We start from the raw sequence: 15,380 nt of genomic DNA, 5'->3' as shown, positions 1-15,380 counted from the left end.
GCGTGATCCGGCCCACGTAGGCGTGCGTCGTACGCCGGATAAGGTGGGCCCGTGACTGACTCGACGATCATCTACACCCACACCGACGAGGCTCCGGCGCTCGCCACGTACTCGTTCCTCCCTGTCGTCCAGGCGTACGCCGGCCAGGCCGGTGTCGGCGTGGAGACCCGGGACATCTCACTGGCCGGACGCATCCTCGCGGTCTTCCCGGAGTACCTGAAGGAGGACCAGCGGATCGCCGACGCGCTGGCCGAGCTCGGCGAGCTGGCCAAGACACCCGCGGCCAACATCATCAAGCTGCCGAACGTCTCGGCCTCGGTCCCGCAGCTGAAGGCCGCGATCGCCGAGCTGCAGTCGCAGGGCTACGCGCTGCCGGAGTACCCGGACGAGCCGAAGACCGACGAGGAGCGCGAGGTCCAGGCCCGCTACGACAAGGTCAAGGGCTCCGCGGTGAACCCGGTCCTGCGCGAGGGCAACTCCGACCGCCGCGCCCCCGCCTCGGTGAAGAACTACGCCAAGACCCACCCGCACCGGATGGGCGCGTGGACCGCCGACTCGAAGACCAACGTCGCCACGATGGGGCAGAACGACTTCCGCTCCACCGAGAAGTCGACCGTGATCGAGGCCGACGGCGCGCTGCGGATCGAGCTGGTCGCCGCCGACGGCACGACCACCGTGCTGCGCGAGTCGGTGCCGGTGCAGGCCGGTGAGATCGTCGACGCGTCGGTGATGCACGTCGCCGCGCTGCGCGAGTTCCTGGCCGCGCAGGTCGCGCAGGCCAAGGCCGACGACGTGCTGTTCTCGGTCCACCTCAAGGCCACGATGATGAAGGTCTCCGACCCGATCGTCTTCGGCCACGTGGTCCGGGCGTTCTTCCCGAAGACGTTCGCGCAGTACGGCGAGACGCTCGCCAAGGCCGGCCTGTCGCCGAACGACGGGCTGGGCGCGATCCTGAGCGGGCTGTCCGAGCTGCCCGACGGCGACGCGATCAAGGCCTCGTTCGACGCGGAGCTCGCCGACGGGCCGGCGCTCGCGATGGTCGACTCCGACAAGGACATCACGAACCTGCACGTCCCGTCGGACGTGATCGTGGACGCGTCGATGCCGGCGATGATCCGCACCTCCGGCCACATGTGGGGCCCGGACGGCCAGGAGCACGACACGCTCGCGGTGCTGCCGGACAGCAGCTACGCGGGGATCTACCAGGTCGTGCTGGACGACTGCCGCGCGAACGGCGCGTTCGACCCGGCCACCATGGGCTCGGTGCCGAACGTCGGGCTGATGGCGCAGAAGGCCGAGGAGTACGGCTCGCACGACAAGACCTTCGAGGTCGCGGCCGCGGGCACCGTCCGGCTGGTCGACGGCTCCGGGAACGTCGTCCTGGAGCAGGCCGTCGAGGCGGGCGACATCTTCCGCGCCTGCCAGACCAAGGACGCCCCGGTCCGGGACTGGGTCAAGCTGGCCGTCACCCGGGCGCGCGCGACCGGTGACCCGGCGGTGTTCTGGCTGGACGAGACCCGGGCGCACGACGCGCAGATCATCGCGAAGGTCAACGAGTACCTCGGCGAGCACGACACCGACGGGCTGGAACTGAAGATCCTGGCGCCGGTGGACGCGATCAAGCTGTCGCTGGAGCGGATCCGGCGCGGCGAGAACACGATCTCGGTGACCGGGAACGTACTGCGTGACTACCTGACCGACCTGTTCCCGATCCTCGAGCTGGGCACCAGCGCGAAGATGCTGTCGATCGTGCCGCTGATGGCGGGCGGCGGGCTGTTCGAGACCGGTGCGGGCGGGTCGGCGCCGAAGCACGTGCAGCAGCTGGTGAAGGAGAACTACCTGCGCTGGGACAGCCTGGGCGAGTTCTTCGCGCTGGCCGCGAGCTTCGAGCACCTGGCGCAGGCGACCGGGAACGCCCGGGCGCAGGTCCTGGCCGACACGCTGGACCGGGCGACCGCCACGTTCCTGAACGAGGACAAGTCCCCGACCCGCCGCGTCGGCGGCATCGACAACCGCGGCAGCCACTTCTACCTGTCCCTCTACTGGGCCCAGGAGCTGGCCAAGCAGACCGACGACGCCGACCTGGCCAAGTCCTTCGCCCCGCTGGCCGAGACGCTGGCCACCAACGAACAAACCATCGTCGACGAACTCCTGGCCGTCCAAGGCACCCCCGCCGACCTGGGCGGCTACTACCAACCCGACCCCACCAAGGCGGCCGCCATCATGCGCCCGTCGAAGACCTGGAACGACGCTCTCGCCTCGCTCTGAGGTAGCTCCGACACCTTCTGGGGACCTCGGACATCTGGTCAGATGTCCGAGGTCCCCTTCGTGTGTCCGCAGTCAAATGCGTGGCACGCCGTACGGCGGCCCTCCTACACTCACGGAGCATGACAGCGACCAGATCCGTGCTTGCTTCGCAGGCCGCGGACTACCCCAGATGGTTCCAGGACGTGATCGCCAAGGCCGAGCTCGCCGACAACGGGCCGGTGCGGGGGACCATGGTCGTGCGACCGTACGGGTACGGGATCTGGGAACTGTTGCAGGAGGCAATGAATCGCCGGATCAAGGCGACCGGCGCCCAGAACGCCTACTTCCCGCTGCTGATCCCCGAGAGCTACCTGCACCGCGAGGCCGAGCACGTCGAGGGCTTCAGCCCGGAGCTCGCCGTCGTCACCCACGCCGGCGGCAAGCAGCTCGAGGAGCCCGCGGTCGTCCGCCCCACCTCCGAGACCGTCATCGGCGAGTACCTGGCCAAGTGGATCCAGAGCTACCGCGACCTCCCCCTCCTCCTCAACCAATGGGCGAACGTCGTCCGCTGGGAGCTCCGCCCCCGCCTCTTCCTGCGCACCACCGAATTCCTCTGGCAGGAAGGCCACACCGCCCACGCCACCGCCGACGACGCCCGCGCCTTCGCCACCCGGATCCTGTACGACGTCTACCGCGACGTCATGGTCGACCTGCTCGCGATCCCGGTCGTCGCCGGCCGGAAGACCCGCCGCGAGCGGTTCGCCGGCGCGATCAACACGATGACCCTGGAAGCGATGACCGGCGACGGCAAGGCCCTGCAGATGGGCACCGCCCACGAGCTCGGCCAGAACTTCGCCCGCGCCTTCGACATCTCGTACCTGTCGAGCGAAGGCACCCGCGAGCTCGCCTGGACCACCTCCTGGGGCAGTACGACGCGCCTCGTCGGCGGCCTGATCATGGTGCACGGCGACGACGCCGGCCTCCGCGTCCCGCCCGCGGTCGCTCCGGTGCAGGTCGTCGTACTCGCCGTGAAGGAGGAGGCGCTCACCGCCGCCCGGACGATCGCCGACGAGCTGACCGCCGCGGGGCTGCGGGTCCACGTGGACGACCGCGTCGACCAGCCGTTCGGCCGCCGCGCGGTGAACTGGGAGCTGAAAGGCGTCCCGATCCGCGTCGAACTCGGCCCGCGCGACCTGGCCGCCGACGTCGCCACCGTCGTACGCCGCCTGCGTGCCACGGCCGACGCGGACGCCCCCAAGACAGCGGTCCCGCTCGCCGAGCTCACCGCGACGGTCACGGCGGCGATCGACGCGGACCAGGCGCACCTGTTGACCGAGGCGACCGCTCGTCAGGCCGGCCGGATCACCGCGGTCAGCACGGTGGACGAGGCGATCGAGGCGGCCGCGTCCGGCTGGGCGACGCTGCCGTACGACGTCGTCGGCGAGCAGGGCGAGGACCGCCTGGGCGAGTCGGGCGTCACGGTCCGTTGCCTGCAACGGCCCGACGGCACCCTGCCGTTGAACGACGAGGAACCCGACCTCGTCGCCTATGTGGCTCGCTCCTACTAACGGGCCAGATACTTGCGGACGTCGTCGGCCACCTGGGCGCGGTACCGGAAGCCGTACTTGCGCAGGATCGCGCTCAGGTGGGTCTTGACGGTGTTGAGGCTGACGCCGAGCTCCACGGCGAGCTGATCGTTGTCGAGACCGTCGGCGAGCAACAGCGCGACACCCTGCTGCGCCTTGGTCAGCGAGGTGAAGCGGCGCTCCGGGCCCTCGTCGGTCTCCATCAGCATCTCGATCAGTTCGGACTGGATGTGCTCGGTAGCGTCGACGATCCGCTCGAGATGTGTCTGGAGTGCCGTGCTGACATACGGCTCGTCCAGCGCCTCCGCGGCGATCTCCCGGATCGACGCGACCCGGTGCGTCAGGTACTCCATGACGTGGTCGGAGGTGAGCAGGTTCGGCCCGACGTCGCCCGCGGGCAGCCGGCGCAACGCCTCCCGGTCCTCGCCCTCGCGGGTCAGCACCCGCTCCACCACCTCGCACAACCACTCGAACGCCCGCACCGCGTTGTCGCCGTACGACCGCGGTGTGTAACTCTGCATCGACAGCATGCCGAACAGCTGATCGGGCCCGTCCTTGGCCGGCCGGAAGATCGGCACCGTGACGACGTCCTCGGAGCGCCGGCTCGCGTCCCCGACCGGTACGCCGCCATGCAACGCCAGCCCGTTGTCGTAGGCGAAGCGGTAGGTCTGCCGGTGCTTGAGCAGCCAGGCGGTCTGCCCGTTCGGCCCGAAGATGTGGGTGTCCGGGTTCACGTACTGCCCGTCGTCGTACCCGTAGGGGTACCGGACCCGGCTGCTGCCCTGCAGGAACCCGACGTAGAAGGCGTCGACATGCGCGACCTTCCCGGCCACCACCCGGACGTAGTCGTACAGCCCGTAATGGTCGGACCGGAACAGTGCCTCGATCTTGTGGTAGGCCTCGCGCAGAATGATCGCGGTCTCCGCGTCAACCCGCAGCGGGGCGGCCTTTTCCCCTTCCACGACGACGGCTCCCCACACCCTGTGCGGTATCGATCACTCGACTATGCCGTCGTCCGCGCGCGCGAAGCAAGGGTTCCGCAGTAGGCGCGGGTGGTGTTGCGGGTCGCCGAGTCGCCCTCCCAAGCCTCGGCAGCACCCTGCAACATCACCCGCGACCACGAGCAGGACACCGGTGACAATGAGCCCCCGCGTCGGCCGGTTCCGCTGCCCCCAGCGAGAACCGCGACCCCCCGACGGATGGTTCCGGTGCCCTTCCTCCCCCTGTTGGCTACACCCTGCCACCGATCGCGGTCCGTGACCATCGCCCGCCGCATGATCTTGTAAGGCCCTCGATCTCACCCGTGGGGTGATGAAGTCGATTACAGCCAGCTGGTGTCCAGCGGCTTGCCCTCGGCGTAGCCGGCGGCGGTCTGCAGGCCGACCACGGCGCGCTCGTGGAACTCGGCCAGGTTCGCCGCACCGACGTACGTGCAGGAGCTGCGGATGCCGGACACGATCGAGTCCAGCAGGTCCTCGACGCTCGGGCGCTCCGGGTCGAGGTACATCCGGGCGGTCGAGATGCCCTCCTCGAAGATGCTCTTCCGGGCCCGCTGGTACGGCGAGTCGTCCGCGGTCCGGGACCGTACGGCGCGTGCCGACGCCATCCCGAAGCTCTCCTTGTAGATCCGGCCCGCGCTGTCGCGGTGCGGGTCGCCGGGCGACTCGTAGGTCCCGGCGAACCACGAGCCGACCATCACGCTCGAGGCGCCGGCGGCGAGTGCGAGCGCGACGTCGCGCGGATGCCGGACGCCGCCGTCCGCCCAGACGTGCTTGCCGAGCGCGCGGGCCCGCGTCGCGCATTCCAGGACCGCGGAGAACTGCGGGCGCCCGACGGCGGTCTGCATCCGGGTCGTGCACATCGCGCCCGGGCCGACGCCGACCTTCACGATGTCGGCGCCGGCGTTCACCAGGTCGGTGACGCCCTCGGCGGTGACCACGTTGCCGGCCACGATCGGTACCCGCGGGCCGAGCGCGCGGACCCGCTCGACGACCTCGAGCATCCGCTCCTGGTGGCCGTGCGCGGTGTCGACGACCAGGACGTCGATGCCGACGTCGAGCAGCGCCTTGGCCTTCTGCTCGGCGTCGCGGTTGATGCCGATCGCGGCCGCGACCCGGAGCTTGCCGTCGGCATCGAGGGCCGGGTCGTAGAGGGTCGCGCGGAGCGCGCGCTGGCGGGTCAGGATGCCGACGATCCGGCCGTCGGTGTCCACGACCGGCGCCAGCCGGTGGCGCCCGTCGTGCAGCTGGTTGAACGCGGCCTCGGGGTCGATACCGGCCGGAAGTGTGAGGAGTTCGCCGGACATCACCGTCTGGAGCTGGGTGAAGCGGTCGACGCCCGAGCAGTCGGCCTCGGTCACCACGCCGACCGGGCGCCCGTCGTCCACCACGACGACCGCGCCGTGGTTGCGCTTCGGCAGCAGGTTCAGCGCCTCGCCGACGGTGCCGGTCGGTGGCAGGGTGAGCGCGGTGTCGTGGACCGGGTCGCGTTCCTTGATCCACGCCACCACGTCGGCGACCACGTCCACCGGAATGTCCTGCGGGATCACGGCGAGCCCGCCGCAGCGGGCGATCGTCTCCGCCATCCGCCGCCCGGACACCGCGGTCATGTTCGCCGCCACCACCGGGATCGAGGTCCCGGTCCCATCGGCGGTCGACAGATCGACGTCCAGCCGCGACGCGACCGCCGACCGGTTCGGCACCAGGAACACGTCACTGAACGTCAGATCCCCCGCCGGCTCCCGATCGTGGTGAAACCGCATGCCAGACCCCTTTCCGCCCGTGTCCAAACCCAGCCAGCCTGCCATGCCGGTGCCCGGATTGAAAGGATTCTGAAAGTGGTGGCCGCTGTACTGAGGGGGTGGATCACACCTCGTGTTCGGCGGTGAAGCCCAACAGCTGCCGGGCCGGGGTGAGGTCGATGGGGGTCGTGCGGCCAGGGAGGGGTGTGCGGATTTCCGTCGCCGGGTGGAAGCGGCGGAGCAGCTCGACCGTGGGGTACGGCGCCAAGGTCCGGGGCGCGGCCACGTGGAACGCGTGGTGGCCGCCCCGGACCCGCAGCGCGAGGACGGCGGCGCGGGCGGCGTCCCGGGTTTCCAGGTAGGACCAGAGATCCACGGCGCCGATGGAGGGGTCGGCGCCGACCTTCTCGGCGTGGTCCCGGAGGCGTTCGGTGAAGCCGCCGACGAACGGGAACCGCAGCGCGACCGTCGTCATCCCGTGCCGCCGCGCCATCATCGCGGCCGTCTGCTCGTCGGCGAGCTTCGACAACGCGTACGCGTCCTCGGCCTGCGTCGGCACCGCCATGTCGAGCGGCACGTACGCCGGACTCAGCGGCCCGGCCGCGAACGGCAGCCCGTTCGCGGCCAGGCTGCTCGCCACGACGGCGTTCCGCACCCCGGCCCGCCCCGCCTCCTCGAGCACCGTGAACGTCCCGAGCGTGTTCTCCCCGAACACCTCGTACGGCGTCCCGCGGTTCGGCGCCGGCCGCGCGGCGAGATGGATGACACCGTCCACCTCCGCCAGCGCGGCCCGCACCGTGTCCGCGTCGCACGTGCTGCCCTCGACGACCCGATCCGCCGGCAGCGCATCCGCCGTACCGGGTAGCACGAGCGCGGTCACCGCGGTACGTCGTACCCGCAAGGCGTCCACGACCGCGCGACCGATGCGGCCGGCGGCGCCGGTGACGAGGACGCGCTTCACGCTGGCCGGAGCTGCAGTTCGGGCTGCGCCGACAGACCGCGGTACAGCCGCGGGGCGCCGTCGAGGGTGAGCTTGATCCGCGACCCGGCCAGTGTCCGGCGGCGCCCGATGCAGTCGATCTCCACGAGTTCCCCACCGCGGACGACGACCGTGGTCTTGGTCGGCCAGTCGTCCTCCCACACCTCCGGATGCGGGTGGTACGCCTGCCCTTCCACATGGTCGGCGTTGAGCAGGTACCCGTCCTTGCGGCTCCACAGGATCGACAGCGGACCGTCCGGCGTCTGGAACAGCAGCCCGTGCAGGTGCCGATCGACCTTCGAGAAGTCCAGCCAGCGCACGAACTCGGCCTCCTCCAGCACCCGGGTCGCGTTCGCGAACGCCAGCAGCGACGGCTTCGCGGACAGGTCCCGGTGCAACAGGCCGTGGTGGTACTCCGGGTTCGCCGGGTCTGCCTCCTGCGGATGGTGGATCGTGCTGTCGTACAGCTGGTACCAGTTCAGGCCGTCCACGCCCTCGGCCTTCGCGAGCGCCAGCGTCAGCAGCACGTTCTCGGCGGCCTGGCGCAGGGTGTCGTTCCACCACTGGTTCGGTCGCGTGCAGGCGTACGCCTCGGTGAGCCACAGCTCCTTGTCGCCGCCGTACTCGCGGATCCGCCGCTTCGCCTCCCGGACGCCGCCGAGGAAGTTCCAGTACGACCCGTTGGACCCCGTGACCCACTCGTCGGGCGTCGGCGCGTAGTCCGGCGTGAAGTTGCCGCGGCCGGGGTGGAACGCGAACACGTCGATCAGGTCCCACCCGCCGTGAGCGTGGAAGCTGTCCACCCAGTTGACGTCCATGCCGCCGAGGCCGTTGTTCATCACCTTGACGTCCGAGCCGACCTCGGCGAGCCGTTCGACCACCGGGCGCAGGCCGTCGCGGATGTACTTGTCGGCGTACAGGCCTGACATCCACGGCTGGTTGCGTTCGTTGTCGACCTCGAAGTACCGGGCGCGGGCGTCCACGACGACGTCGACCAGCTCGGCCGCCCAGGCCTTGGCCCGCTCGGGCGTCGCGTCGAAGACGACGTCACCGTGCTGGATGTTCGGCATGATGCCCAGCGCCTCCAGCTCGGCCGGCGGGATGCCGGGCGCGCCGTTGTAGGCGATCCGCACCGAGGCGATGCCGATCTGCTGCAGCAGCGTGGCGATGTCGGCCTTGCTCGGCTTCAGCAGCCACGGATAGTTGGCGATACCAAACATCCCGCCACCGCGGTACCGGTACGACGGCAGGACGGCGAGTGTGGTCCGCGCGAACGCCTCCGCGCCGCCGGTCACCGCCTTGACCTCCAGGAACGCGACCCCCTGCTGCCGGAGTGCCGGTACGACGATCTTGTGGTCGGCGCTCTGCCCCGGCGCCAGCGGCAGCACCTTCGATCCGCTCGTGATCGTCGTACCGTCGAAGTCGCGGGCGAACCAGCTCACCGTCACCGGTGCGGTCACGCCGCTGCCGGCCACCACCTGCACGTTGACCGGCATCGGCTGCCCGGTCTCGTACCAGAGGTTGAAAGACTGGTCGGTCCACAGGTCGATGCCGACCGGGCGCCCGACCGCGGCCGCGTTGGCCGCGACCTCGCGAAGGTTGCCGAGGACAAGGTCCGCCTCGTGCCGCAGCACGCCGAGCGCGTCGTACGTGCCGACGATGTGCATCCAGGCCGGGGTCGTCCAGTCCGGGCGGCTGGACTGCAGCCGGAAGTACGCATGGGTGTCCGCCCAGGTGTCGGTGTAGACGATGCCGTCGTTGGTCTCGTACGGCACCCCGCCGCCGGCGTCGCGGTTCCAGCGGGTGACCGGCGTCGCGTACTCCGCCGCGCTCGGGCTGACCGCGGTACGGCTGAACTGCGAGTTCAGGTACATCTTGTTCGAGCTCGTCGCGTCCCAGCGCATGTGCAGCCGGCGCGCGGTGACGTCGAACGTACCGGTCACGGTGATCGTCTGGGCGGCGGCGCTCATCCGGTAGTCCACGCGAATCGCCTGCCGGCCGTCCGGCAGCGTGACCAGCGACGGCGTACCGCCGAACGTGCGCTGGCCGCCGAGGACGGTGTCCTTGACCTGGAAGTGCGCGATCCGGATCCGCTCGGTGCCGTCGCCGACGACGAGCGTGCCGTCGGTCAGCGCGGTGACCGTGATGCCGTCAGCGGTCAGCGTGTACGCCGTCGCGGCCCGGGCCGTGCCCGCCGGGAGCAGACCGCCCGCGACACCAGCGGCTACCAGGGATCCGGCCACGAACGTACGGCGGGTCGGTTTCGTGAGTTCTGTCATGGTGTTCCTCCGGTCAGGGGCAGGGCCAGGCCGATGAAGATGCGCGGCGAACCGTCGAGCCTGACGGTGACCAGCGCGTTGCTCGCTTGATGGGTGGCGACGTCCATGCCGAGGCAGTTCAGCTCACGGACGGACGTGGTCGCGGCCGGCGTCGGAACGATGACGTTCGTCTTCGTCGGCCACTGGTCCTCCCAGGGCTCGGGAGTGCGGTAGTAGGCGGGGCTGGCGGCGAGGCGGCGGGCCGGGTCGGCGTTCAGCACGTAGCCGTCCTTGCGCGACCACAGCACGTTGACCTTGCCGGTCGGCGTACTGAAGACGAGGCCGAACAGGTCCGGATCGCCGAGGTCGGCCCAGCCGAGGAAAGTGGACTGGTCGAGCCAGCGGGCAGCGGTCGCGAACGCGAGCAGCGACGGTTTGGCGCCGAGGTCGCGGTGCAGCAGGCCGTGGTGGTACTCGACGCTGTCCGCGTTCGCTTCCATCGGCTGCTGCTGGATCGAGTCGTTGAGGGTGTACCAGGTCACGCAGCGGACACCGTAGGCCTTGGCGAGCGCGAGCTGGAGGAACACGTTTTCGGGAGCGTGCCGGTAGGTGTCGGTCCACCAGCGGTTCGGCTGCGTTCCGGCGTACGCCTCGGTGAGCCAGAGTTCCTTGGTTCCCTTGGCGACGATCGCCTTCTTGAGGGTGCCGAGGAAGTTCCAGCGGGTCTCGTTGGTCCACGGCTCCGGCGGCTCGTAGTCGGGGGTGTAGTTGCCGCGCCCCGGGTGGTAGGCCAGGACGTCGACGTGCTGCCAGCCGCCCGCGGCGCCGAAGTCCTGGATCCACTGCTCGGGGTAGCCGGCCAGGCCGCACGTCATCACCTTGAACGTGGCGCCCTTCGCGTTCATTGCCTCCCGCAACGGTTCGAGGACGCCGGTGACGTACTCAGCCGGGGTCTTCTCGGGCGCGGTGAGGTTCAGCTCGTTGGCGCACTCGTAGTAGCGAGCGCCGGAGTACATCGCGCGGCCGACCATGTCGTCGGCCCAGGCCGCTGTGGTCTCGCCACCCCAGGGCAGTTCGCGCGCCAGCTGCATGTTGTGCAGGAACGCGTTCTGGTCCAGGGCGTCCACGGTCGGTCCGGGCGAGGCGGAGTGCCCGTTGTAGGCCCGGTAGGCAGTCCGGATCCACTTCATCCCGAGCAGCTTCAGCAGACCGAGTACGGCGCTGCTCGACGGCTCCTGGAGGTAGGCGAAGTTGCCCATCCCGAACATGCTCTGCTCGCCGTCGCCGTAGGTGTACGTCGACAGTGTGCTGAGCGTCGTGCGCGCGAACGCGGCCTCGGTCGTGCCGTCGTACAGCACCGCCTCGACGAATCGGATGTCGCGGGCGCCGAGCGTGACCGAGAAGCTGGCATTCCAGACAGCGCGGGCACCGACGGAGCCACTCGTCGTACCGGTCGTGGTGCCGCCGTTCCAGTCGCGCGCGACCCAGTCGACGCGGACGCTCCGGGTCGTCAGGCCAGCGTTGACGACCTCCAGCTTCACCGTCCGGGACCCGCCGGTGTTCCACAGGTTGAAGGGCTGGTCGGTCCACAGCTCGATGCCGAGGTCGCCGTCGCGGGCGATCACGCCGGCCGAGTGCGGACGCATCGCGCCCAGCACGATCGTGCTCTCCAGGAAACCGCTTGCGTCGCCGATCGCGTGCAGGTAGCCGTTGTTGCTGAAGGCAAGCGTGCTCTGCGGAAAACGGATGACTGCGCGGTTGTCGGACCAGGTGTAGGAGTAGCAGACCCCGTTGGTGGTCTCGAACGGTACGCCGCCGCGGAAAGCGCCGGTGTCCGGATCACGGTCCCGGTTCCACAGCACCACCGGGTCGTAGTGCTCGGTCGCCGTACCGGAAACGACGCGCTCGATCCGGAAACTGTCCGTCCGCAGGTTGGTCACGTTCGTCACGTCCCAGCGGATCCGCGCTTTCCGCAGCCCGACGGTGAAGACGCCGACCACCTGGCCTACTGGCGCGGCGTACGTGATCTTGAACTGCTGCGTGCCCGGCACATGATCGACGCTCGTGATCCCGGTGGTCCGCAGGGTGACCTTGTTCTCGCCGGATCCGGAGGCGTACTCGAACGTCGTGAGCGCGAACCGCTGCACCCCGGCGCCGTCGATCACCCTGACCTCACCAGCGTCAGGGGACGCGACCAGCGTGATCGTGTTCGCGGCGTCGGTGATCTGTACGTCGGCGGCGTACGCCGGGCTCGTAGCGGCCCCGGCGACGGCCGCGGCCACCGTGCCGCCCAGGACGGCACGCCTGCTGATCGAGGTCATCCCTTCACCCCCGTGAAGCCGAGGCCGGCGACGACGTACCGCTGCAGCACGAGGAACACGAGCACCGGCGGGGCGAGCGCCATCGCCATCGCGGCGATCAGCACGTCGAGCGGCGCCGAGTCGACCAGGTTCGCGAGCGCCACGCTGATCGGTTGCAGCGTCGGGTCGGAGATCACGACCAGCGGCCAGATGAACTCCTTCCAGGAGTGCATGATCGCCAGCAGGCTGATCACCGCGATCACCGGGCGGCTCATCGGCAGCACGATCTTGGTGAGCAGCTGCCAGGTGCTCGCGCCGTCGACCTTCGCGGCGTCGTACAGCTCCTGCGGGAGTGCCTCGAAGAACCGCGTCGCCAGCAGCACGTTGAACGCGTTCGCGCCGGCGGGCAACCAGATCGCCCAGTACGTGTCGAGCAGGTTCACGTGCAGGAACGGGACGTCCAGCACGGTCAGGAACAGACTGACCAGCGAGACCGTGTACGGCACGAACATCGTCGCGAGGATCGCGCCGTACACGTAGCGACCGATCCGTGGCCGGATCACCGCGAACGCGAACCCAGCGGTCATTGCCACCAGTAACTGCACCGCCCACGAACCGACCACGACCTGGACGGTGTTCGCCAGGTAGCGGCCGACACCGAGCTCGGTGAAGGCCGTGGCGAAGTTGCCCAGCGCCGGCTCGGCCGGCCAGAGCCGGAGCGGATGCGTGACCATCTCCGACGGCGGCGACACCGCGCCCTTCACGGTCCAGTACAGCGGCCCGATCCCGATCGCCAGCAGGAACAGCAGTGTCAGGACCTGGACCGCCCGGAGCGCGAACGCCGTACCCGGTCGGCGCAGGTCGTTGCTCGACGTGAACGTCGTCATCGGCTCGCTCACTTCGTGCTCCAGCTTCTCGTCAGGCGGAGGTAGACCGCGGACAGCACGGCGAGGACGATCGCGAGCAGAACCGACAACGCGGCGGCCTGCCCGTACTCCCCGTCCTGGAACGCGTAGCGGAAGATCAGCAGCAGCACCGTCAGCGTGGCGTCGTCCGGCCCGCCCTGAGTGAAGATGTACGGCTCGGTGAACACCTGGATCGTGCCGATCAGCTGCAACAGCAGCAGCAGTCCGATCACCGGCCGGAGCTGCGGCAGCGTCACGTGCCAGATCCGGCGCCAGATCCCGGCGCCGTCGCTCTCGGCCGCCTCGTAGAGCTCGGACGGTACTCCGGTCATCGCGGCGAGGTAGATCAGCGCGGCACCGCCCATCCCGGCCCAGGTCGCCTCGAGCACCAGGCTCAGCATCGCCGTGTTCGGCGACTGCAGCCACGGGTACGGTCCGAGCCCGATCAGGCCCAGCAGCTGGTTGAAGAGGCCGGATCCCGGGTCGTAGAACCACTTCCAGAGCAGGATCGCGACCACCGGCGGTACGACGACCGGCAGGTAGACGACGACGCGGTACACCCCGGCGAACCGTCGTACCGTCGACATCACCGCGGCGAGCACGATCGGCGCCGGAAAGCCGATCACCAGCCCGAGGCCGACGAACAGCAGGGTGTTCAGCAGCGCCTTGCCCACCAGCGGATCCGACAACACCGTCCGGAAGTTCTCGAGTCCGACCCAGACCGCGGGATCGACCAGGTTGGTCTGCTGGAACGAGATCAGCAGCCCGCGCAGGATCGGCCACCACGAGAACAGGCCGAAGATCACCAGAGCGGGCGCCAGGAACAGCAGGCCGAGCAGCTCCCGGCGTAGCCCGGCCCGGCGCCGGGACGCGCTGGGCCGGGGCGCCGTCGCGACCGGCTCGGGGGCCGCGCGGCGCTCCAGGAGAGTCGTCACTTCTGCTCCGCGGCGAGCATCTTGTCCGCGTCCGCCTGCGCCTTGGTGAGCAGCGCGTCGATGTCCGCGTCGCGCTTGGTGAGCACCGACTGCACGACGGTGTCGAGGATCGTGTAGAGCTTCTGCGCGGCGATCGGCGGTTCCGGCTTCAGCGTGAGCTTCGGCGTACCCTCCAGCCAGGGCTTGAAGTGGTCCAGCTCGACGTTCACGTACGGCTTGATCGCGGCGTTGATCTTGTCCTGCTGCGCGGTGCTGAACATCGGCAGCGTCGGTACGCCGACCGCGGCCTTCGGGTCCTTGGCCAGCTCCTTGGCCCGCTCGGCGGCGATCTCCGGCTCGTACTGCGGCTCGGCCTGTGCGAACAGCAGCCACTTCACCGCGGCGTCGACCTTCTCCTTGGGCACCGAGGCGGGGACCATGTAGACCTCCGCGCCGCCCAGGGTCGCGTTCCCGCCGGCCTGGGGCAGCGACGTCACGCCGTAGTCAGCGGTGTTCTTCATCCCGAACTTCGTCTTCGCCAGCCGGTACGTTCCCGGCGTCCCCATGAACATGCCGAGCTGGCCGGCGGCGAACTGCTTGACCACGTCGTCCTGGTCCAGCAGCTGGTTCTGGCCCATCGAGTTGTCCGTCCAGCGCATCGTCTTCAGCAGCTCGAGGGACCGCTCGGTGGCGGGATCGTTGACGGCGGCAACGTACTTGCCGCCCTGCTCGGTCTGCATCGAGCCGCCGTGCGTGTAGGTCAGCATGGTCAGCTGCCAGCCGCCGGTGTTGCCCTTCGACTCGTGGACGAAGCCCGCCTTGCCGGTCTTCGCGCTGATCTGCTTCGCGGCCGCGCGGACCTCGTCCCAGGTCGCCGGCGGCTTGTCCGGGTCCAGGCCGGCCTGCGTGAACAGCTTGCGGTTGTAGACCAGGCCCTGCGCGAACGGCGCCTGCGGGATCCCGTACACCTGGCCGGCGCTGTCGCTCAGCGGCTGCAGGACCTGCGGGTTGAACTCCTGGTAGTGCGACCACTGCTTCAGTTGGTCGGTGATCGGCTGCACGTGCTTGCGCGCGATCAGGCCCTGCGGCTCGGTCAGCGGTACCTGGATGACGTCCTCGATCGTCTTGCCGGCCAGCTTGGCCGAGAACGTCAGCGGGTCCCAGCGGTTCTCGGTGCCCTCGATCGTGATGCCCGGGTTCTTCGCCTGGAAGTCCTGGACGAGCCGCTTGAACTGGGCCAGCGCGGCGGCGTCCGTCGGCGCCGGCATCCCCTGCACCCGCAGGACGACGTCGCCGCCGGCGCTGCCGGTGTCGTTCTTGGCGGGGGTGACGCCCGCGCAGCCGGTCAGGACGAGGCCGGTCGCGACCGCCACCAGGGCAGCACGAACACGCATCGGTGTAGCCATTGAATGTCTCCAGGAAGGATCGGTACGGCGGGGCGGCTCGCCGTA

Annotated in this window: 10 protein-coding genes; 2 read left to right on the top strand and 8 right to left on the bottom strand. The window is 69.7% G+C overall.

Going from position 1 to position 15,380, the window contains the following annotated elements:
- Nucleotides 1–51: 51 nt before the first annotated feature.
- Complete coding sequence (locus ABN611_RS19270) at nucleotides 52–2,268, top strand: NADP-dependent isocitrate dehydrogenase (RefSeq protein ID WP_350281275.1); 2,217 nt, start codon at nucleotides 52–54, stop codon at nucleotides 2,266–2,268.
- A 119-nt stretch (nucleotides 2,269–2,387) separates the two neighbouring features.
- Nucleotides 2,388–3,815, top strand: a complete 1,428-nt coding sequence (gene proS / locus ABN611_RS19265) for a proline--tRNA ligase (RefSeq protein WP_350281274.1) — start codon at nucleotides 2,388–2,390, stop codon at nucleotides 3,813–3,815.
- Here proS and ABN611_RS19260 read toward each other — a convergent pair.
- From ABN611_RS19260 to ABN611_RS19225, 8 genes are all read right to left on the bottom strand, one after another.
- Nucleotides 3,812–4,795 carry a LuxR C-terminal-related transcriptional regulator gene (locus ABN611_RS19260; protein ID WP_350281273.1) on the bottom strand — a complete coding sequence of 328 codons (984 nt, stop codon included), beginning with the start codon at nucleotides 4,793–4,795 and terminating at the stop codon, nucleotides 3,812–3,814. The two genes, proS and ABN611_RS19260, sit on opposite strands and share 4 nt — an antisense overlap.
- A 359-nt stretch (nucleotides 4,796–5,154) precedes the next feature.
- On the bottom strand, nucleotides 5,155–6,594 hold the full coding sequence (locus ABN611_RS19255; protein ID WP_350281272.1) for a GuaB1 family IMP dehydrogenase-related protein: 1,440 nt from the start codon (nucleotides 6,592–6,594) through the stop codon (nucleotides 5,155–5,157).
- Between the two features lie 103 nt (nucleotides 6,595–6,697).
- Nucleotides 6,698–7,534, bottom strand: coding sequence for an NAD(P)-dependent oxidoreductase (locus tag ABN611_RS19250; RefSeq protein ID WP_350281271.1), 837 nt, complete (start codon nucleotides 7,532–7,534; stop codon nucleotides 6,698–6,700).
- The gene (locus ABN611_RS19245) at nucleotides 7,531–9,831 is read right to left on the bottom strand and encodes a hypothetical protein (protein WP_350281270.1); all 2,301 of its coding nucleotides are present in this window, start codon (nucleotides 9,829–9,831) and stop codon (nucleotides 7,531–7,533) included. Before ABN611_RS19245 ends, ABN611_RS19250 begins: the two co-directional genes overlap by 4 nt.
- Nucleotides 9,828–12,131: a hypothetical protein gene (locus tag ABN611_RS19240; RefSeq protein WP_350281269.1), complete on the bottom strand. Its 2,304-nt coding sequence runs from the start codon at nucleotides 12,129–12,131 to the stop codon at nucleotides 9,828–9,830. The genes ABN611_RS19245 and ABN611_RS19240 overlap by 4 nt, the downstream gene beginning before the upstream one ends.
- Entirely contained in the window at nucleotides 12,128–13,009 is an 882-nt protein-coding gene (locus tag ABN611_RS19235; RefSeq protein WP_350281268.1) for a carbohydrate ABC transporter permease, read from the bottom strand. Before ABN611_RS19235 ends, ABN611_RS19240 begins: the two co-directional genes overlap by 4 nt.
- Nucleotides 13,006–13,950, bottom strand: coding sequence for a sugar ABC transporter permease (locus tag ABN611_RS19230; RefSeq protein WP_350281267.1), 945 nt, complete (start codon nucleotides 13,948–13,950; stop codon nucleotides 13,006–13,008). Before ABN611_RS19230 ends, ABN611_RS19235 begins: the two co-directional genes overlap by 4 nt.
- The gene (locus ABN611_RS19225; protein ID WP_350281266.1) at nucleotides 13,947–15,323 is read right to left on the bottom strand and encodes an extracellular solute-binding protein; all 1,377 of its coding nucleotides are present in this window, start codon (nucleotides 15,321–15,323) and stop codon (nucleotides 13,947–13,949) included. Before ABN611_RS19225 ends, ABN611_RS19230 begins: the two co-directional genes overlap by 4 nt.
- Between the last annotated feature and the right edge of the window lie 57 nt (nucleotides 15,324–15,380).

It is taken from the genome of Kribbella sp. HUAS MG21 (assembly GCF_040254265.1).
Taxonomy (GTDB): Bacteria; Actinomycetota; Actinomycetes; order Propionibacteriales; family Kribbellaceae; genus Kribbella.
The sequence above is the reverse complement of the archived record's forward strand: the minus strand, read 5'-3'. Positions and strand labels throughout refer to the sequence as shown.

Bases quoted from the DNA above. Each gene is read 5' to 3' on its own strand.
- proS (WP_350281274.1), top strand. From the start codon at position 2,388: ATGACAGCGACCAGATCCGTGCTTGCTTCGCAGGCCGCGGACTACCCC.
- ABN611_RS19225 (WP_350281266.1), bottom strand. From the start codon at position 15,323: ATGCGTGTTCGTGCTGCCCTGGTGGCGGTCGCGACCGGCCTCGTCCTG.
- ABN611_RS19245 (WP_350281270.1), bottom strand. From the start codon at position 9,831: ATGACAGAACTCACGAAACCGACCCGCCGTACGTTCGTGGCCGGATCC.
- ABN611_RS19255 (WP_350281272.1), bottom strand. From the start codon at position 6,594: ATGCGGTTTCACCACGATCGGGAGCCGGCGGGGGATCTGACGTTCAGT.
- ABN611_RS19240 (WP_350281269.1), bottom strand. From the start codon at position 12,131: ATGACCTCGATCAGCAGGCGTGCCGTCCTGGGCGGCACGGTGGCCGCG.